The organism is Thauera sp. GDN1, from assembly GCF_029223545.1.
Taxonomy (GTDB): Bacteria; Pseudomonadota; Gammaproteobacteria; order Burkholderiales; family Rhodocyclaceae; genus Thauera.
This window is the reverse complement of record NZ_CP097870.1, coordinates 751175-767556: the sequence shown is the minus strand read 5'-3', so window position 1 is coordinate 767556 and position 16382 is coordinate 751175. Positions and strand designations below refer to the sequence as shown.

The window sequence follows — 16382 nt, the reverse complement described above, 5'->3', positions numbered from 1 at the left end:
GAACGCCTTCAGTCTCTCGCCAACGGCCGATCAGCCGCCACGACGGCAGCCGCAGATGTGTGGGGCATTCCTGGCGCAGGCGAGGACTGTCCGAGCGAAGCGAGTTCCGCAGCCTGCAGAAGGAATGCCCCGCGCGTCACCGGCGGATTACGAGCACAATGGACAAAGGCTCCGCTTGAGAAATCGTGGGCTGTCCCCAATTTCGCTCCGCGAGCGCATCGGACTTCTTCAAGCCCGACCCGTTGCACTAGCGGTAGACGAAAAAACGGGAGCCGAAGCTCCCGTTTTTACTTTCAAACCTGTCGAGGTGACAGATTAGAAGGTATGACGAACACCGACCGCGAAGACGTCAGCCTCTTCGCCAGTCACGCCAGTGAGGGCATCGACGGCACCATAGGCCAGGCCGGTGTCGTTGTCGGTGCGGTTGTAACCAGCGTACGCGGTGGTGCGCTTCGACAGGGCGTGAGTGTAGGCGATCGAGTAGGACTTAGCCTTGGCATCGACCACGTCCATATCGGCTTCGCCGTAACCCAGGTGCACGTTGCCAGCAGCGCCAACCGGCACCACAACGCCAACTTGCCAGATGTCGCCGTCGTTGCCACGGACGTTACCCAGAGCCTCAGCATCCTGATAGTTAGCAGACAGGGTCAGGAAGCCGAAGTTGTAGCTACCACCAACCGACCATTCCTGCTGATCGTCAGAGGCGAGGGTGTTCGCGCCGTCTTGCAGGTACTGATAAACCGCGACCAGACGCAGCGGGCCGTTGGCGTACTCAAGGCCCAGACCAGCAGCGTCGTCTTCCGACGGATCGTTGCCCAGCTCGGTGGAGACAGTACGGCCGCTAACGTCGGCGCCCATCGAGTAGATCGCACGAACCTTCAGGCCCGCGAAGGCGCCGTTATAGGCGATCGAGTTGTTCCAACGAGCGTCGGAAGATGCGTCGATCGACGACTTGGCGTCGCCCGACAGAATGGCCTGCGGCGAGAGGATCGGGGAGCTACCGAACGAGTCGGCAATGAAGTCATAGCCAGGGGCGTACTGACGACCGAGACTGACGGTGCCGAAAGCGCCGCTAAGGCCAACGAAGGACTGGCGCGAGTTGCCGCCAAGACCACGAGTTCCGTCGGAGTTATCGCTACCGTCGATATTGAAACCTTGCTCGTAGGTGAAGACGGCCTTCAGGCCGTTGCCCAGATCTTCGGTGCCACGGAAGCCCAGACGGCTGCCCGACAGACCACCGCTTTCAACAGCAGCCAGATCATTGTCGCCGTGCTCACCGAAAACCATGGCGGCGTCGGCCACACCGTAGATGGTGACGTTGGACTGAGCGAAGGCCGGAGCCGAAACCAGGCCAGCAACAGCCAGCGCGATCAGTTTCTTTTGCATATGTTTCTCCTCAAATTTGAAGTTGAGACCCAGGCACTTGCCTCGGCCCTACTCACCTCTCTGGCGAGAAGTTGAGGCGATTCTGCAAACCTGACGCCGGGCTTGCAAGCGTCGAAGCGCGAAAACGCGACATTCCGGGCTTTGTTGTTGCGGACGTGCAACAGAACCCGCATCAGCGCCGCGCGTCGAGCCTCGGCAGGTCCGAGTTCCATGCCAACAGCTTCTCGTCCGCCGTCACCAGGGTCGCGTTGCGCACGCCCGCGGAGGCGGCGATGAAGCGATCCGCGGGGTCGCGATGCAGGTCGGCGAATCCCGCGGCCGCGAGCGCGATGCGGCCATCGAGCGGAATCTCGAGCAGCCCCGCGCCGAGCAGGCCTGTCCGCCAGCCTTCGATGGCCAGCGGCAGGACGCCGCGCCCCTTCTCCGCAAGCATCGCGCATTCCCAGAAGCTGATCGCGCTGACCGCGACCTCGCCCGAGGCCGCCACCTGGTCCATCAGGGCGAGGCAGCGGGCCTTGAATTCGGAGGCCTGGATGGTTTGCATGGTCGCACTCTCTGGATAATCGATGACCTTGGTTGCACATGAGATCAAGCCCAATCCACCATCCCAGACGCTTGCCACGCCGCCTAAAGTAGCTACTATGGATCTATCTCGACACTACTCAGGACACTGATCATGAAAGTCATGACCGCACGCGAGGCAAAGAACCGATTTGGCGAATTCCTCGATGCATCGCGCCGGGAGCCGGTCGTCATCACCAAGAACGATCGCCCCGTCGGCATCATGGTGTCGATCGAGGACGCAGCAGACACGCTGTTGCCCGAATTCCTGCTCGACAAGACCCCCGGTTACGACGGCTGGCTCTTCGACAAGCTCACGACCACGCTCGAACGCCTGGAGGCCGGGCAGACCAAACTGCATGACCATGACGAAGCCATGGCCCTGCTGCGCGAGCGCTTGGCGGCGCGGAATCGTCGTGCATGAATATCCTGTGGACCGACGAGGCGCTGGACGACCTCGAGGAGATTCTCGCCTATTACTACGCTGAAGCGGGCCCATTGACTGCAGCGTCCGTCCAGTCGCGCATCGTTGCCGAAGTCGAAGCCCTGCGCGTCTTCCCGGACCGTATCCGGGCAAGTGCGCGGGTCCCGGGCGCACGCGAGTTCGTCTTTCGTCGCCTGCCCTACATTGCCTTCGTGAAAGCGAAGGATGACTCGGTGATCGTGCTCAACGTCGTTCACACCGCACGGGAGTTTCCTGCGCGCCGCTGACAGAGGTCGTGCCGATCATTCGCTGGGTTGCGGCCTGCCACGATCCACGGCACGACAGGTTCCTGGAGCTTGCGCTCGCGGGCGAAGCGGCGGCGATCATCAGCGGGGACAAGGATCTGCTTGTGCTGAACCCATGGCACGGCATTCCCATCATGACGCCGGCAGCGTTCATCGTGCGTTGAATGAAGAGGGCAGCGCAGAAGGCAGGTCAGCTTCCGGGTTTGAGCAGCCCGCCCACGCGAAACAAACAGTGGATATTTGCCCTGTTGCTACGCGAGCACTAAAATACACACTCCAGCGTACTTACAAGAGGTGATGCCATGGAAACACTGCCCAGCCGTGTCTTCAACAACGGTAACAGCCAGGCGGTCCGTATCCCGGCAGAGTTCCGCCTCGACACCGACCGCGTCAGCATCACGCGCAACGACGCGGGCGATCTGGTGATCCACCCCTTGCGAGTGCAACGCGGCACGGCCCTGATGCAGGCCCTGAAAGCGCTGCGCGAAGTGGACGACGCCTTCGTCGCCGCGCTCGAGTCCGAGCAGGAAGCGCCGCTTCCGGTGCAGGAGCGCGAGGCGCTGTGATCTACCTGCTCGACACGAATATCCTGATCTACCTGATCAAGAGCCAGCCGCCCGGCATCGCGCAGCGCATCGACGCACTCCCTGAGAGCGACACCCTGTGCATGTCTTTCGTGACCTGGGCAGAGCTGCTGAAGGGTGCCGAGCGCAGCACCCGCAAGACGGAGGTGCTGCGGCGGCTGAACGCCCTGGCACGCCAGGTACCGGTGCGCTACCCCGCCGACCCCGCCATCTGCCGGCATTACGCGGAACAGGCCACCCGCCTGAAAGAGGCAGGCACGCCGATCGGCGCGAACGACCTGTGGATCGCCTGCCATGCGCTGGCCGAAGACGCCACCCTGGTCACCCACAACACGCGCGAGTTCAGGCGCATTGCGGGTTTGTGCGTCGAGGACTGGGTGTCCGCCGAAAAAGACTGAAGAAGGCTACTCCGGAACTCCCGTCGCCCCTTAGCACTCTCACGCCCCGAGTGCTAATATCGCAGCACAAGGAGGACCCAAGCCCATGTCACACGCCCTGACCTTTCCCGTTCCCGCCGCCGGCAGCCTGGATCAGTACATCCAGAGCGTGAATCGCATGCCGATGCTGAGCGAGCAGCAGGAGGTGGATCTGGCGACGCGGCTGCGTGACGAGGGCGATGTGGATGCGGCGCGGCAACTGGTCATGTCGCATCTGCGCGTCGTCGTCGCCATCGCACGCGGCTATCTCGGCTACGGCCTGCCGCACGCGGACCTGATCCAGGAAGGCAACATCGGCCTGATGAAGGCGGTCAAGCGCTTCGACCCGACGCGCGGCGTGCGTCTGGTGTCGTTCGCGATCCACTGGATCAAGGCCGAGATCCACGAGTACATCCTGAAGAACTGGCGCCTGGTGAAGATCGCCACCACCAAGGCGCAGCGCAAGCTGTTCTTCAACCTGCGCGGCATGAAGCAGGACAGCACCACGCTGCAGCCCGCCGAGGTGCAGTCGATCGCCGCCCAGCTCGGCGTCAAGCCCGAGGAAGTGGTGGAGATGGAAACGCGGCTGACCGGCCGCGACATCCCGCTCGACGCCGGCAGCGACGACGAGGACGAGCGCTTCGCACCCATCGCCTACCTGCCCGACCCGCACGCCGAGCCGAGCGAGGTCATCGAGCAGACCCAGCTCGCCCGCCTGCAGGACAGCGGCCTCAAGAGCGCGCTCGCCAGCCTCGACGAGCGCAGCCGCGCCATCGTCCAGCGCCGCTGGCTCGGCGAAGGCGACAGCGCCACGCTGCACGAGCTGGCCGCCGAATACGGCGTCTCCGCCGAGCGCATCCGCCAGATCGAAGCCAAGGCGATGCAGAAGATGCGCGGGATGCTGGCGGCGCTTGCCTGATCCGGCCTCGCCCATGAAAAAACGGCAGCGCGCGCTGCCGTTTTGCGTTTACGCGCCGGGCGCGCTCACTTCCCCGCCAGCAGCGCCTTGATGTCGGCGGCGATCACCTGCGGGTCTTCCGCGTGCTTGACGTACAGGCGCAGGCGGCCGTCCGGGCCGAAGACGTAGGTGCCGGCGGTGTGGTCGATGGTGTAGTGGCCCTCGAGGTCGCCGCTCTTGCGGTAGAACACGCGGAAATCCTTGGCGATCTCGGCGATCTTCTCCATCGAACCGTACATGCCGAGGAAGCGCTGGTCGAAGACCGGGACGTATTCGGCCAGCAGTTCCTGCGTGTCGCGCTCGGGGTCGACGGTGACGAAGATCACCTGCACGCGGTCGCCGTCGGCGCCGAGCTCCGCCATCACCGCGCTCATGCCCGACAGCGCGGTGGGACAGACGTCCGGACATTGGGTGTAGCCGAAGAACACGGTGACGACCTTGCCCTTGAAGTCGGCGAGCGTGCGCACCTTGCCGTGGTGATCGGTGAGCTCGAAGCGCTTGCCGTAGTCGGCGCCGGTGATGTCGGTGCTCTTGAAGGCGGGCTCGGAGGGCGCGCAGCCGGCGAGCAGACCGAGGACGAGCAGCGGGGCGGCCAGGAGGCGGGACAAACTGCGGAAGCGGGACAGCGTACGGAAACGTGAAGACATGGGGAACGCCTGCTTTTTGTGTTTATCAGCGCCCGATCATAGTCCGCCCGGCGGCATCGGTTAAGCCGCTGCGACAATCCGCCGCAGGCCGGGACGAGCGCGCGCCGTGCCTCAGTACATGTCGCCGCGCGCGCTCAGGCGCCGCCTCAGCACCCGCATCAGGCCGCCGATCAGCGGCAGCTTCTCGTACAGCTCCTCGGCGGCGTCCCAGTAGTCGCGGTGCAGCACCACCCGGCCGTCGGCATCGAAGCGCAGGTGCGTGACCCCGCGCACGACGAACTGGCGCCCGCGCAGCGCGAAGTGGAACGCCCAGCCCAGCATCGCCTGCTCGCCCTGCTCGATGCGCGCGGTGACCACGAAACGCGGGGCCTCGGTGGTGGCGAACATGTGCGCGAAGATGCGGCGGATGGCGGCGGTGCCGCTGACCTCGTTGAAGGGGTCCTTGAAGCGGGCGTCGGCGGCGTAGAAGCGGTCGAGCGTCGCCAGGCTGGCGGGGGTGAGGGTCTCGTAGAACGCGGCGAGCCTCGCGGCGGCGCTCTGCCGTGGGCGCGGGCTGGCCCGCGAACATCCCGCGCCGGGCGCCGCCCCCGGATCGGACTCGGTACGCGTGTCGTTCATCACCCCTCCTCAAAGCCCGGTCGCGCGGCGCACGAGCGGAAAGTACAGCCGCCGCGGCAGCCATTGCAGCAGCTTCAGCGCACGGGTGAAGCGTTTCGGGAAGTGGATCTCGAACGCGCCGCGCGCGAGACCGGCCACGATGGCGTCCGCGGCCTGGGCGGGCGTCTGCAGCGCCGGCATGGCGAAGTCGTTGTGCGCGGTCAGCGGCGTGGCGACGAAGCCGGGGTTGATCAGGAAGACGTCGATGCCGCGCGGGGCCAGGTCGAGGTACAGCGTCTCGGCGAAGTTGATCAGCGCGGCCTTGGACGGCCCATACACGGCCGCCTTCGGCAGCCCGCCGTAACCGGCGACGCTGCCGACCAGCGCGATGGCGCCGGCGCCCTGCGCGAGCAGGGTCGGCAACACCGCGGCGGTGCCGCTCATGGTGCCGACGAGGTTGGTCGCCAGGGTCTCGCGCACGGCCTCCGCACTCAGCTCCCAGGCGCGCAGCGGGCGGTAGGTGCCGGCGTTGAACACCACGAGATCGAAGCCGCCCCAGTTCGCCAGCAGCGCGTCGCGCGCACGCTCGATGTCGCCGTCGCGGGCGAGATCGAGCGGCAGTGAGAGGGTTTCGGTGGGCGCGGGCGAGCCCGCGAAATTCGCCTGCTCGACGGCAGCATTCGCGGGCGCGCCCGCTCCCACGGGACGCAAGCCGACGCCGGCCGCGGCGTCGCAGGCCGCGCACACCGCCCGCAACCGCGTCTCCCCGCGCGCAGACAGCGCCAGGCGCGCACCGCGGCGGGCGAGCTCCAGCGCGAGCGCCTCGCCGATGCCGGACGACGCGCCGACGATCCACACCCGCCTGCCCTGCCAGTCGCGGATCGGCGTGTTGAGCGGGGCGAACAGCCGTCGCCGCGCGCCCGAGCGGCGCGGAGCAGCTTGCGCCGCAGCGCAGTCGATCGCCGCCACGGCAGCGCCCTGCCCGCCCTGCGCGCAGCAAGCACGCGCCCTCACCGCGACTGCCTCCACCCTGCCCGGCTCATCGCTCATCCTCCCGCCCGCTTCACGAAGCTCAGCGTCACCTCGCCGAGGCGGAAGCCGAACTTGCTCATGACCGAGCGGTTCAGCATCACCTTGTCGTCCATCAGGAACATCCAGTCGTCGAAATCGACCTTGTAGACCTTGCCGTCCACCGGCAGCGCCAGCACGTAGCGCCAGCGCAGCGCGTTGCCGGCGGCCTCGCCGCTCGCCTCGCCGACCACGTCGTCGGCGCGCCCGCTGTAACGCCCGGGGCCGAGCCGGGTGATGGTCCACACCCGGCGCTGGGTCGTGCCGTCGGAATAGGTGAAGCGCTCGTCCAGGGTGCCGACCTCGCCCTGCCAGCGCGCCTCGATCAGCACATGGAAGCGCTTCACCACCTTGCCCGAGCGGTCCTGGAACATGCCCCAGGCGTCGAGCGTGCCGTCGAAGTATTCGCGCAGCTCGAGCGCCGGCCGCTCGGCGCGATAGTCGTCGATATTCACGCTGCCGCACCCCCACAGCCCGAACAGGGCCGCACAGAACAATAACCAGGACCTCACGATTCACCTCCTCCACGCACAGCCGGCACGACTTCCCGCTGCGACACCTCTTCGCGGCTCCCGCCGCTCCCACTTCGCTCGCTGGTACTTCGCGCGCGGCCCCCACGAGCGCTCGAAAGCCTTCTCCTGTGGCAGCGGCGGCAGCCGCGACGCCTCAACACCCCGGCTCGATCGCCCCCCGCCAGCGCCACAGCAACGCGATCGCGCCGAGCTTGAGCGCCAGCGGCGCGAAGCCATACACCCCGGCCAGCGCCGCCACCGCCGCCGCATCACGCGCGCCCGGCGTGTAGCCGAGGAGCGCGAGCAGCGGCAGCGCCAGCCCGGCGGCGAGCGCCAGGTTGGCCTTGGTGACGAAGTTCCACCAGCCAAAACAGGCCCCAGCCGCGAGCGGCGCGCTCCGCCCCGCCCCGCGGCTGCGTGCGATCTGGTCGGCCAGCAGCGAGGGCGGCAGGCTGAGGTCGGCACCGAGCGCCAGCCCCGAGAGCACGCAGATCGCGCCGTAGGCGAACACCTCGCCGCTGCCGAGCAGCCCGGCCCAGGCGAACACCGCCACGGCCAGCACCATGCCGGCGAGCCAGGCGCGCAGCTTGCCGACGCGCTGCGACAGCCTCACCCACAGCGGCAGGCTCGCCGCCGCGGCGAGGAAATACAACGCGAGGAACAGGCCGGCCAGGTGCGCTGCCGCGAGCACGTCGGCGACGAAGAACAGCACCGTCGCCGACGGGATCGCCGCCGCGATGCCGTTGGCCGCGAACACCGCGAGCAGGCGGGCGAAGCCGGGTTCGCCGAGCGCCGCACGCAGGCCGGCCCACACCGGCTCTTTGGCGCCCGTCACGCGCGGCGGCGCCGGCGCCCGCCACAGCGTCCATCCGCCGAACACCAGCAGCAGCGGCAGGAAGACCCAGGCCAGGCGCGCGAGCCCGGCCGCCTCGCCCTCGCCCCCCGCGAGCACGGCCGGCAGGGCCGCCGCCAGCACCACCCCGGCGAGCGCGAAGCCCTCGCGGCTGGCGACGAAGCGCGTGCGCGCAGCGCCTGTCGTCGCCACCTCCGCACCCCAGGCGTTGTAGGCGATGGTCGCCACCGAGTAGGCCAGCGACACCGCCACCAGCAGCGCGAACAGCCACATCGCCCCGGCGCCCGCGGGTGGCACCAGCAGTCCGACCATGCCCGCGCCCAGCGCCGGCAGGGCGAGCGCGATCCACAGCCGCCGGCGCGGCAGGCGGTCGTTGGCCCAGCCGATGAGCGGGTCGGTGATCGCATCGACGATGCGCGCCGCGAGCAGCACCGCGCCGACCAGCGCGAGCGACAGGCCCAGCCCCTCGGCGTAGAGCTGCGGCACATGGACGTAGATCGGCAGCGCGGCGAAGGCGAGCGGCAGGCCGAGCGCGCCGTAGGTCGCCAGCGCGCGGGCGCCGCCGGCTTCGGGCCCGGACCCGAGGGGCACGGCTCCCCGGCTGGACGAGAAGTCCCCGTCAGGCCTGCCGATCGCCTCGGCTTCCGACGCCGAGCCCGTCCGGCTGGACGAAAAGTCCCCATCGCGCCTTCCGCTCGCGCCGAACTCGGAACAAGAAATCGCGCCGCCGACCGCCGAGGCGCGCGCCAGCTCGCCTGGGGAGTTCATCGCACCGAATCCGCCAGGCCGAGCAGCTGCGCGCGCAGGCGCGGCTCGCGGGTGCGCGGGTCGAGCCAGATCGCGAAGAAGGCGCGCGCGAGTTCGGGATCGCCGATCTCGCCGCTCCGCCGGTCCTGATGCCAGAACGTCGCGCCCGTGCCCGGCCGGTGCAGCGCGGCGAGGGTGTCGCCCGCCGCCACCGACGGCAGCGCGGCGGCGAGCACCTCGCCCCAGCGCGCGAGCCGGGCCTCGTCGCCGAAGCCGAGGCGGCGCATCTCGTCGAGGCTCACCTCGACCAGGCGCTCGCTGCTCACCGCGCGCGCGTAGCGGATCGACAGCACGTGCGGCGCCTCGACCGCCGCCTCGCCGCGCTCCCCGGCCCACAGCGCGGCGTCGTAGAGCTTGAAGCCGAGCCAGCGCATCTCGCCCTGGCCGACCCGGGCGAACGGCGTGCCGGCCAGCTGCGCCGCCGGCGGCAGGCCGACGGCTCGCGCAGGCGGGGAGGACAGCAGCGTTGCCAGCACCAGCAGCAGGACGAGCACATGGCCGGCCGCGATCCGCAGTGGGAGCGGCGGAAGCCGCGAATACGCGGCGGCGGGCCAGGCACGGCGGGTACCGGAAGCGCCGTGATCGCGGCTTCCGCCGCTCCCACATGGGGTGGCGTCGCGGCGGAAGGCCCGTCCGCGCACCGTCGGCGCGGTGCGCATCACGCCGCCCCGCGCCCGGCGTGCGCGAACACGTAGTGATGGACGTCGATGTCGCCGGTCTCGAACCCCGCCTCGCAATAGGAAAGATAGAAGCGCCACATGCGCAGGAAGCGCTCGGGGAAGCCCTGCACGCGCACCGCGGCGGCCTGCGCCTCGAAGGCGCGGTGCCAGTGCGCGAGCGTGCGCGCGTAGTCGCGGCCGAAGGCGAAGTCGCCGACCACCGCCAGCCCGGCGCGCTGCGCCTGCTGCGCCACCGCGCCAGGGCTGGGCAGCATGCCGCCGGGGAAGACGTGGCGCTGGATGAAGTCGGTGCCGCGGCGGTAGCGCGCGAACAGCGCGTCGTCGATGGTGATCGCCTGCACCACGCAGCGCCCGCCGGGCTTCAACAGCGCCGACAACTGCGCGAAATAGGTCGGCCAGAAGCGCTCGCCCACCGCCTCGATCATCTCGATCGACACGATGTGGTCGTACCGGCCGCGCACGTCGCGGTAGTCGCACAGCTCGAAATCCACCCGGTCGGCAAAGCCGCCGCGCTCGGCGCGCGCGCGGGCGAATTCGAGCTGCGACGGCGACAGCGTGATGCCGAGCACCTTGCAGCCGAACTCGGTGGCGGCGACCTCGGCGAAGCCGCCCCAGCCGCAGCCGACTTCCAGGATCGTCTGCCCCGGCTGCGCACCGAGTTCGCCGAGGATGCGGCGGTACTTGCGCAGCTGGGCATCGGCGAGCGACTCGTCCGCCGACGCGAACACCGCCGCCGAGTAGGTCATCGTCGGGTCCAGCCACAGCGCGTAGAACTCGTTGCCGAGGTCGTAATGGGCCTCGATGTTGCGCCGCGAGCCGCTGCGGGTGTTGGCGCGCAGCAGGTGCTGCAGGCGGTGGCCGAGCAGGCGGAAGAGCCGCCCGTAGATCGCGTGCTGCAGGCGGTGGCGGTTGGCCGACAGCAGGCGCAGCAGCGCGGTGAGGTCCTCGGTGTCCCACAGGCCGTCCATCCAGGCCTCGCCAAAGCCGATGTCGCCGCGTGCCAGCACCTCGTCGAACACCGCGTGGTCGCGCACGCGCAGGTGGGCGACGAGCGGGCCGTGGCCGGCGCGCACAGGCAGGTCGTCGGGAAGTTCCACCGCGATCGCGCCGCCGTCGAGGCGGTCGAGCATCTCCAGGCATAGCCGGGTGGCGCGCGGCAGGCGGGTCAGGCGCAGGCCGGCGATCGGCTGCAGGGCGTGGTCGAGCGCGTTCATCGGGTGGTCTCCTCGAGCGGGGGCGCGGGCTTGCGGAAGAAGCTCACCCGGCGCAGCGCCAGGCGCAGCGCCTGCCAGTGGATGCGGGCGACGACGCCCAGGGTCATGAAGGGCTGGCGCGCCAGCCATTTCCTCAGCGCGCGGCCGTCGAGCGCCTCGGCGCGGCCGGACAGCCGGGTGGCGAGCTGCAGCGCGCCGCCGTGCCACAGGTCGATCGCCACCGCATGCACCGCGCCGCGCTGCTCGAAGCGGAAGCGGTACTCGCCGCGCACCGGGAAGAAGGGCGAGACGTGGAAGCACTTGCTGGCGTGCAACTCGTCGCCGGCCGCGATCGGACGCAGGTCGGGGTGATGCACCAGGTAGTTGTGGCGCTCGCCGAAGGTGTTGTTGACCTCGGCCAGCACCGCGCGCAGCGCGCCGCCGCGGTCGTGGCAGAACCAGAAGCTGACCGGGTTGAACACGAAGCCGAGGATGCGCGGCATGGTCTGCAGCACGACCTCGCCGTCGCAGGCTTCGCCCAGGCCCTGTTCGCGCAGCAGCCTGCGGATCCACGGCAGCAGCGGCGAGCCGTCGCGCGCGCCGTGGTCGCGGTTGCGCAGGCTGAAGACGTGGGCGCGCTCGATGCCGAGCAGCGGTGCGCGCAGGGTCTCGAGCCCGGACAGCGGCAGGCGCAGGAAGGCGGTGGGGTAGACGAAGCGGTTGTGCGCCTCGACGTGGCGCTCGTGCATCACCGCGCCGAAGCACACCGCGGGCTGCAGCGCATCCATCACCGGGCGGGCAGCGGCCAGCGCCGGCTCGACCGCCTCGCGCAGCGCGGAGTCCGCCTGGCGGACGGCATTCATCACGCCGCCTCCACGGGCGCCACCCGGCGTGCGGCGCTCGCCGCCACGCGACCGCGCCGCCAGGGCACCTCGACGCCCATGGCCTCGACCACCGCGACCGCCGATTTCAGCCCGTCCTCGTGGAAGCCGTAGCCGGTCCACGCGCCGGCGAACCAGCTGCGGTTGCGGCCCTGCAGCGCGGGCAGCGCGGCCTGGGCGTCGATCGCGTCGCGGTCGAACACCGGATGGGCGTACTCGATGCGGCGTAAGGTCTTGTCCGCGGCGGGTTCGGTGAAGGGATTCAGCGACACCACCACCGGGGTCGCGAAGGGCAGCGGCTGCAGGCGGTTGATCAGGTAGCTGACCGACACCGGACGCGCGTCGGGCGCGCCCTTGCCGGCGAGGTAGTTCCACGCCGACCACACCTTCTGCCGCCGCGGCAGCAGCGCGGTGTCGGTGTGCAGGTACGCGACGTTGGGCTGGTAGCGCACCGCGCCGAGGATGCGGCGCTCCTCGGGGGTGGCCGCGCTGCCGAGGATGGCCAGCGCCTGGTCGCTGTGGCAGGCGAACACCACGGCGTCGAAGCGCTCCTGCCCCGCATCGGTATGCACCCGGACGCCCTCGCGATCGCGCGCAACGCTGCGCACCGGCGCATTCACGCGCACGTCGTCGAGGCCGGCGAGCATCTTCCTGACGTAGCTGCGCCCGCCGCCCTTGACCGTCATCCACTTGGGCCGGTCGAGGATCTGCAGCAGGCCGTGGTTGTGGCAGAAGTGCACGAAGGTGGCGAGCGGGTATTCGAGCATGGTGCGCGTCGGACACGACCAGATCGCCGCCGCCATCGGCAGCAGGTACCAGTCGCGGAAGGCCTGCGAATAGCCCTCGCGCGCCAGGTAATCGCCGAGCGCGAGCGCCGGCATCGTGCCCTCGCGCGCCATGCGCGTGGTGTCGCGGTTGAAGCGCAGGATGTCGCGCAGCATGCCGAGGAAGGCCGGGCGCAGCAGGTTGGCGCGCTGCGCGAACACGGTGGACAGGTCGCTACCCGCCCACTCGAGCTCGGGCTCGGCCAGGCTCAGGCCGAAGCTCATCTCGGTCTCGACCGCCTCGACCTGCAGCAGCGCGAACAGCGCGCACAGGTTGGGATAGGTGCGGCGATTGAATACCAGGAAGCCGGTGTCCACCGGATGGGTGAGGCCATCGACCGTGACGTCGATGGTGTTGGTGTGGCCGCCGACGTAGCTGCCGGCCTCGAACAGCGTGACCCGATGCCGGGGCGCGAGCAGCCAGGCCGTGGACAGCCCGGCGATGCCGCCGCCGATCACCGCGATCCGCCGCCCCTCGCCATGCAGCCGGCCGTCGGTGCCGAAAAGGCGTTCCGGCGCGTTCATGAGCGTCCCTCGTGGCGCTCGGCGAGCGGGCGCAGCGGACGGTCGGGGCGATGCACGAACAGCAACAGTTCCAGCGGGGCGGCCGCCTGCCCGCTCGATGCCGCGCTGTCCACGACGACGGCCGCAGCAAGACCCGCAGACGGCGTCAGCAAGACGAGCTTGTCGCCCGCAGCAGACAGGGAAGTTCCTGAGATGACGAGCGCCGCAGCAGCGAGCAGCTTGCCGACGCGGCGGGCAGACAGATGGGCTCTCATAGCCATGTCCTGGACAAATGGTGATAACGCATCGACGATAGGACAGCACCGATCGCCTGTCAATACTTTGTCCAGGACAAACAACAACCCCCCGCTCGCCCCTTCGAGCATGAGGACGAACTTGTTGCCGACAATGCACTCCCCCGCGTGGCGCATCGGTATTACGCTTTCGCTATCACCGCGATTCCGCACCGGAGGCCGCACTGGACACCACCACCATCGACGCCTACCAGATCGTCGCCGGACTCGCCGGCGGCATCGGCCTGTTCCTGCTCGGCATGCACATGCTGACCGAGGGCCTCAAGCTGGCCGCCGGCCGCGCGCTCGAAGGCCTGCTCGAGCGCGGCACCGCGACGCCGGCCCGCGGCCTGGGCGCGGGCATGACGATGACCGCGCTGGTGCAGTCCTCGACCGCGGTCACGGTGGCCAGCATCGGCTTCGTCAACACCGGCCTGCTCTCGCTCAACAACGCGATGTGGGTGATCTTCGGCTCCAACGTCGGCACCACGCTCAACGCCTGGCTGGTGGCGGCGCTCGGCTTCAGCTTCAGGATCGACGCCTTCGCCCTGCCCTTCGTCGGCGTCGGCGCGGTGTTGATGCTGGCCGGACGCACCGTGCGCCAGCGCGCGCTCGGCCAGGCGCTGGCCGGCTTCGGCGTGCTCTTCCTCGGCATCGACGTGCTCAAGGACACCTTCTCCGGCTTCGGTGCGGCGATGAACCTGCAGGACCACATCGCCCCCGGCTTCATGGGCTGGCTGATCCTGGTCGGCATCGGCACCCTGCTCACCGTGCTGATGCAGGCCTCGGGCGCGGTGGTGGCGATCATCATCACCGCCGCGCAGGGCGGGCTGATGTCGATCGAGGCGGCGTGCGCGATGGTGATCGGCACCAACATCGGCACCACCTCCACCGCCATCCTGTCCGCGCTCGGCGCGACCTCGAACGCGCGCCGGCTGGCCGCCACCCACGTGATCTTCAACCTGGTGACCGGTGCGGTGGCGATCGCGCTGCTGCCGCTGCTGATCAGCCTGCTCGGCCTGCTGCGCGCGTGGTTCGAGCAGCCGGCGACACCGGCGGTGATGCTGGCGATGTTCCACACCGCGTTCAACGTGCTCGGCGTGCTGCTGATGGTGCCGCTGGCGGGCCCGCTGCAACGCTTCCTGACCGGCCATTTCCGCAGCCGCGAGGAAGAGATCGCGCGCCCGCGCCACCTCGACGCGCCCTCGCTGGCGGTGCCCGACCTCGCCCTGCGCGCACTGCGCCTGGAACTCGGCCGCACGCAGTCGTTCGCGGTGACCGCGCTCACCGCGGCCAGCCGCGTGCCGCCCGACGAGCCCTGGATCGAACGCCAGGCGAGCGCGCTCGACGCGCTGGCGCCGGCGATCGGCGACTACGTGCGCAAGCTCAACGCGATGCGCCTGCCGCCGGCGCTGGTGGAAGCACTGGCGCACAGCCTGCGCGCGCTGCAATACCAGGAGAGCGCGGTGACCGCGGTGCGCCAGGCATCCAACCTGGCGACCACGCTGGGCGCGCCACCGGGCAGCGAGCTGGAGCCGATCGCCGCCGCATTCCGCCAGGCCACCGGGGCGCTGGCGGCGAGCGCCGACGCCGCGCGCGACGACTTCTCCGCGGCGGCGGTGGAGGTGCGGCTGGCGGAGGCGGAGATGCGCTACCAGGCCTTCAAGGAAGCGCTGCTGCTCGAAGGCGCCCACGCCCGCATCGACATCCGCGCGATGCAGGACTGGCTGCGCCTGGCGAGCCTGGAGCGGCGGGCGATCGAGCAGGTCGCCAAGGCCGCGCGCATGCTCGCGGTGCTCGACGGCGACCTCACCCCGCAGCAGGCGGCCGAGGCCGGCGGCCATGTGGACGGCAACGGACCGGAGTGAGCGGCCTCGCCACATCGCCCAGCTTGTCCTGGACAAACAGGAGTTGGCCGCCTAACATCGCTCTCGAGCCCCTCCTCCGTCCACCACCCGCCATGAACGCTCCCACCCAGCCCGCAGCCGCCTTCGGCATCGCCGCCGTCGAGCGCGACACCGGCCTTGCCAAGGACACCCTGCGCGTGTGGGAGCGGCGCTACGGCTTTCCGGCGCCGGCGCGCGATGCCAACGGCGAGCGCGTGTACCCGCCGGAGCAGGTCGACAAGCTGCGCCTGATCCGTCGTCTGCTCGACCACGGCCGGCGGCCGGCGGCGATCGTCGGCGCCAGCGTGGACGAGCTGGCGGCCATGCTCGACGGCTGCGTGGACGCGGAGGGCGCCACCGCCGCGCGCGACGACAGCCTGCTGCAGCTGGTGCGCCTGCACCGCAGCGCCGAACTCGCCGCCGCCCTGCGCCAGGCCGTGATGAAGCAGGGCCTGCAGCGCTTCGTCGCCGACACCGTCGCCCCGCTCGCGGCCGCGGTGGGCGAGGCCTGGCTGCGCGGCGAGGTCCAGGTGAGCGAGGAACACCTGTTCACCGAGCAGGTGCAGAACGTGCTGCGCAGCGCGATCGGCGCCCACGCCACCCCCGGCGGACGACCGCGTGTGCTGCTGACGACCTTTCCGGAGGAACAGCACGTGCTCGGCCTGCTGATGGCCGAAGCGATGCTGGTGCCCGAGGGCGCCAGCTGCCTCTCGCTCGGCACCCGCACGCCGCTCGCCGACATCCGCAGCGCGGCGGTCGGCGGCGGCTTCGACGTCGTCGGCCTGTCGTTCAGCGTCGCCTACCCGGCGCGCCAGGCGATCGACGGCCTGCTCGAGCTGCGCGCGATGCTGCCCGACGAGATCGCGATCTGGGCCGGCGGCGCCGCGGTGCGCGACAAGCAGAAGCGGCTGCCGGGCATCCGCGTGGTCGGCGAGCTCGACGACACCCTGGTCGCACTGCGGGACTGGCGCGCCGGACAGGGCTGAGCGGGGCGCGCGGCGGT

20 protein-coding genes are annotated in these 16382 nt (G+C 69.9%); 8 read left to right on the top strand and 12 right to left on the bottom strand.

The features are described from left to right. Nucleotides 1-315: 315 nt before the first annotated feature. Both CKCBHOJB_RS03460 and CKCBHOJB_RS03455 read right to left on the bottom strand, forming a co-directional pair. Entirely contained in the window at nucleotides 316-1386 is a 1071-nt protein-coding gene (locus CKCBHOJB_RS03460) for a porin (RefSeq protein WP_281050642.1), read from the bottom strand. A 172-nt stretch (nucleotides 1387-1558) separates the two neighbouring features. After that, complete coding sequence (locus CKCBHOJB_RS03455) at nucleotides 1559-1930, bottom strand: type II toxin-antitoxin system VapC family toxin (RefSeq protein ID WP_281050641.1); 372 nt, start codon at nucleotides 1928-1930, stop codon at nucleotides 1559-1561. Nucleotides 1931-2062: 132 nt separating this feature from the next. Between CKCBHOJB_RS03455 and CKCBHOJB_RS03450 the strand changes: the two genes are divergently transcribed. From CKCBHOJB_RS03450 to rpoH, 6 genes are all read left to right on the top strand, one after another. Continuing rightward, nucleotides 2063-2371, top strand: coding sequence for a type II toxin-antitoxin system Phd/YefM family antitoxin (locus CKCBHOJB_RS03450; protein ID WP_281050640.1), 309 nt, complete (start codon nucleotides 2063-2065; stop codon nucleotides 2369-2371). Next, nucleotides 2368-2658, top strand: coding sequence for a type II toxin-antitoxin system RelE/ParE family toxin (locus CKCBHOJB_RS03445; protein ID WP_281050639.1), 291 nt, complete (start codon nucleotides 2368-2370; stop codon nucleotides 2656-2658). Before CKCBHOJB_RS03450 ends, CKCBHOJB_RS03445 begins: the two co-directional genes overlap by 4 nt. Before the next feature lie 8 nt (nucleotides 2659-2666). Beyond that, entirely contained in the window at nucleotides 2667-2840 is a 174-nt protein-coding gene (locus tag CKCBHOJB_RS03440; protein WP_281050638.1) for a hypothetical protein, read from the top strand. 138 nt (nucleotides 2841-2978) lie between these two features. After that, nucleotides 2979-3242 carry an AbrB/MazE/SpoVT family DNA-binding domain-containing protein gene (locus CKCBHOJB_RS03435; protein WP_281050637.1) on the top strand — a complete coding sequence of 88 codons (264 nt, stop codon included), beginning with the start codon at nucleotides 2979-2981 and terminating at the stop codon, nucleotides 3240-3242. Further along, nucleotides 3239-3658: a type II toxin-antitoxin system VapC family toxin gene (locus CKCBHOJB_RS03430; RefSeq protein ID WP_281050636.1), complete on the top strand. Its 420-nt coding sequence runs from the start codon at nucleotides 3239-3241 to the stop codon at nucleotides 3656-3658. Before CKCBHOJB_RS03435 ends, CKCBHOJB_RS03430 begins: the two co-directional genes overlap by 4 nt. Nucleotides 3659-3743: 85 nt before the next feature. Further along, entirely contained in the window at nucleotides 3744-4595 is an 852-nt protein-coding gene (rpoH, locus tag CKCBHOJB_RS03425) for an RNA polymerase sigma factor RpoH (protein ID WP_281050635.1), read from the top strand. Nucleotides 4596-4660: 65 nt separating this feature from the next. Here rpoH and CKCBHOJB_RS03420 read toward each other — a convergent pair whose 3' ends face one another. The 10 genes from CKCBHOJB_RS03420 to CKCBHOJB_RS03375 form a co-directional block, all read right to left on the bottom strand. Beyond that, nucleotides 4661-5281 carry an SCO family protein gene (locus CKCBHOJB_RS03420; RefSeq protein ID WP_281050634.1) on the bottom strand — a complete coding sequence of 207 codons (621 nt, stop codon included), beginning with the start codon at nucleotides 5279-5281 and terminating at the stop codon, nucleotides 4661-4663. Between the two features lie 111 nt (nucleotides 5282-5392). Continuing rightward, nucleotides 5393-5899, bottom strand: coding sequence for a nuclear transport factor 2 family protein (locus CKCBHOJB_RS03415; protein ID WP_281050633.1), 507 nt, complete (start codon nucleotides 5897-5899; stop codon nucleotides 5393-5395). A gap of 9 nt (nucleotides 5900-5908) precedes the next feature. Next, the gene (locus CKCBHOJB_RS03410) at nucleotides 5909-6928 is read right to left on the bottom strand and encodes an SDR family NAD(P)-dependent oxidoreductase (protein ID WP_281050632.1); all 1020 of its coding nucleotides are present in this window, start codon (nucleotides 6926-6928) and stop codon (nucleotides 5909-5911) included. Further along, on the bottom strand, nucleotides 6925-7458 hold the full coding sequence (locus CKCBHOJB_RS03405) for a DUF3833 domain-containing protein (protein ID WP_281050631.1): 534 nt from the start codon (nucleotides 7456-7458) through the stop codon (nucleotides 6925-6927). The genes CKCBHOJB_RS03410 and CKCBHOJB_RS03405 overlap by 4 nt, the downstream gene beginning before the upstream one ends. A gap of 154 nt (nucleotides 7459-7612) precedes the next feature. Beyond that, the gene (locus CKCBHOJB_RS03400; RefSeq protein WP_281050630.1) at nucleotides 7613-8902 is read right to left on the bottom strand and encodes an MFS transporter; all 1290 of its coding nucleotides are present in this window, start codon (nucleotides 8900-8902) and stop codon (nucleotides 7613-7615) included. A 173-nt stretch (nucleotides 8903-9075) separates the two neighbouring features. Then, on the bottom strand, nucleotides 9076-9612 hold the full coding sequence (locus CKCBHOJB_RS03395; protein ID WP_281050629.1) for a chalcone isomerase family protein: 537 nt from the start codon (nucleotides 9610-9612) through the stop codon (nucleotides 9076-9078). A gap of 164 nt (nucleotides 9613-9776) precedes the next feature. Then, entirely contained in the window at nucleotides 9777-11012 is a 1236-nt protein-coding gene (locus tag CKCBHOJB_RS03390) for a cyclopropane-fatty-acyl-phospholipid synthase family protein (protein ID WP_281050628.1), read from the bottom strand. Next, a complete protein-coding gene (locus tag CKCBHOJB_RS03385) occupies nucleotides 11009-11779 on the bottom strand; it encodes a DUF1365 domain-containing protein (protein ID WP_281051603.1) in 771 nt (256 codons plus the stop codon). The genes CKCBHOJB_RS03390 and CKCBHOJB_RS03385 overlap by 4 nt, the downstream gene beginning before the upstream one ends. Before the next feature lie 74 nt (nucleotides 11780-11853). Next, nucleotides 11854-13221 (bottom strand): FAD-dependent oxidoreductase, encoded by a 1368-nt coding sequence (locus CKCBHOJB_RS03380; RefSeq protein WP_281050627.1) that lies wholly within the window; start codon nucleotides 13219-13221, stop codon nucleotides 11854-11856. After that, nucleotides 13218-13475 carry a hypothetical protein gene (locus tag CKCBHOJB_RS03375; protein WP_281050626.1) on the bottom strand — a complete coding sequence of 86 codons (258 nt, stop codon included), beginning with the start codon at nucleotides 13473-13475 and terminating at the stop codon, nucleotides 13218-13220. The genes CKCBHOJB_RS03380 and CKCBHOJB_RS03375 overlap by 4 nt, the downstream gene beginning before the upstream one ends. 278 nt (nucleotides 13476-13753) lie before the next feature. Between CKCBHOJB_RS03375 and CKCBHOJB_RS03370 the strand changes: the two genes are divergently transcribed. Together CKCBHOJB_RS03370 and CKCBHOJB_RS03365 are read left to right on the top strand one after the other, a co-directional pair. Further along, complete coding sequence (locus tag CKCBHOJB_RS03370) at nucleotides 13754-15361, top strand: Na/Pi symporter (protein ID WP_281050625.1); 1608 nt, start codon at nucleotides 13754-13756, stop codon at nucleotides 15359-15361. A 92-nt stretch (nucleotides 15362-15453) separates the two neighbouring features. Continuing rightward, entirely contained in the window at nucleotides 15454-16365 is a 912-nt protein-coding gene (locus CKCBHOJB_RS03365) for a MerR family transcriptional regulator (RefSeq protein WP_281050624.1), read from the top strand. Nucleotides 16366-16382 lie beyond the last annotated feature (17 nt).

Excerpts from the sequence above, each read along its gene's own strand:
- CKCBHOJB_RS03370 (WP_281050625.1), top strand. The coding sequence starts at position 13,754 with ATGCACATGCTGACCGAGGGCCTCAAGCTGGCCGCCGGCCGCGCGCTC.
- CKCBHOJB_RS03435 (WP_281050637.1), top strand. The coding sequence starts at position 2,979 with ATGGAAACACTGCCCAGCCGTGTCTTCAACAACGGTAACAGCCAGGCG.
- rpoH (WP_281050635.1), top strand. The coding sequence starts at position 3,744 with ATGTCACACGCCCTGACCTTTCCCGTTCCCGCCGCCGGCAGCCTGGAT.
- CKCBHOJB_RS03385 (WP_281051603.1), bottom strand. The coding sequence starts at position 11,779 with ATGGATGCGCTGCAGCCCGCGGTGTGCTTCGGCGCGGTGATGCACGAG.
- CKCBHOJB_RS03455 (WP_281050641.1), bottom strand. The coding sequence starts at position 1,930 with ATGCAAACCATCCAGGCCTCCGAATTCAAGGCCCGCTGCCTCGCCCTG.
- CKCBHOJB_RS03460 (WP_281050642.1), bottom strand. The coding sequence starts at position 1,386 with ATGCAAAAGAAACTGATCGCGCTGGCTGTTGCTGGCCTGGTTTCGGCT.
- CKCBHOJB_RS03420 (WP_281050634.1), bottom strand. The coding sequence starts at position 5,281 with ATGTCTTCACGTTTCCGTACGCTGTCCCGCTTCCGCAGTTTGTCCCGC.
- CKCBHOJB_RS03390 (WP_281050628.1), bottom strand. The coding sequence starts at position 11,012 with ATGAACGCGCTCGACCACGCCCTGCAGCCGATCGCCGGCCTGCGCCTG.
- CKCBHOJB_RS03445 (WP_281050639.1), top strand. The coding sequence starts at position 2,368 with ATGAATATCCTGTGGACCGACGAGGCGCTGGACGACCTCGAGGAGATT.
- CKCBHOJB_RS03365 (WP_281050624.1), top strand. The coding sequence starts at position 15,454 with ATGAACGCTCCCACCCAGCCCGCAGCCGCCTTCGGCATCGCCGCCGTC.
- CKCBHOJB_RS03410 (WP_281050632.1), bottom strand. The coding sequence starts at position 6,928 with ATGAGCGATGAGCCGGGCAGGGTGGAGGCAGTCGCGGTGAGGGCGCGT.
- CKCBHOJB_RS03375 (WP_281050626.1), bottom strand. The coding sequence starts at position 13,475 with ATGAGAGCCCATCTGTCTGCCCGCCGCGTCGGCAAGCTGCTCGCTGCT.
- CKCBHOJB_RS03415 (WP_281050633.1), bottom strand. The coding sequence starts at position 5,899 with ATGAACGACACGCGTACCGAGTCCGATCCGGGGGCGGCGCCCGGCGCG.
- CKCBHOJB_RS03380 (WP_281050627.1), bottom strand. The coding sequence starts at position 13,221 with ATGAACGCGCCGGAACGCCTTTTCGGCACCGACGGCCGGCTGCATGGC.
- CKCBHOJB_RS03450 (WP_281050640.1), top strand. The coding sequence starts at position 2,063 with ATGAAAGTCATGACCGCACGCGAGGCAAAGAACCGATTTGGCGAATTC.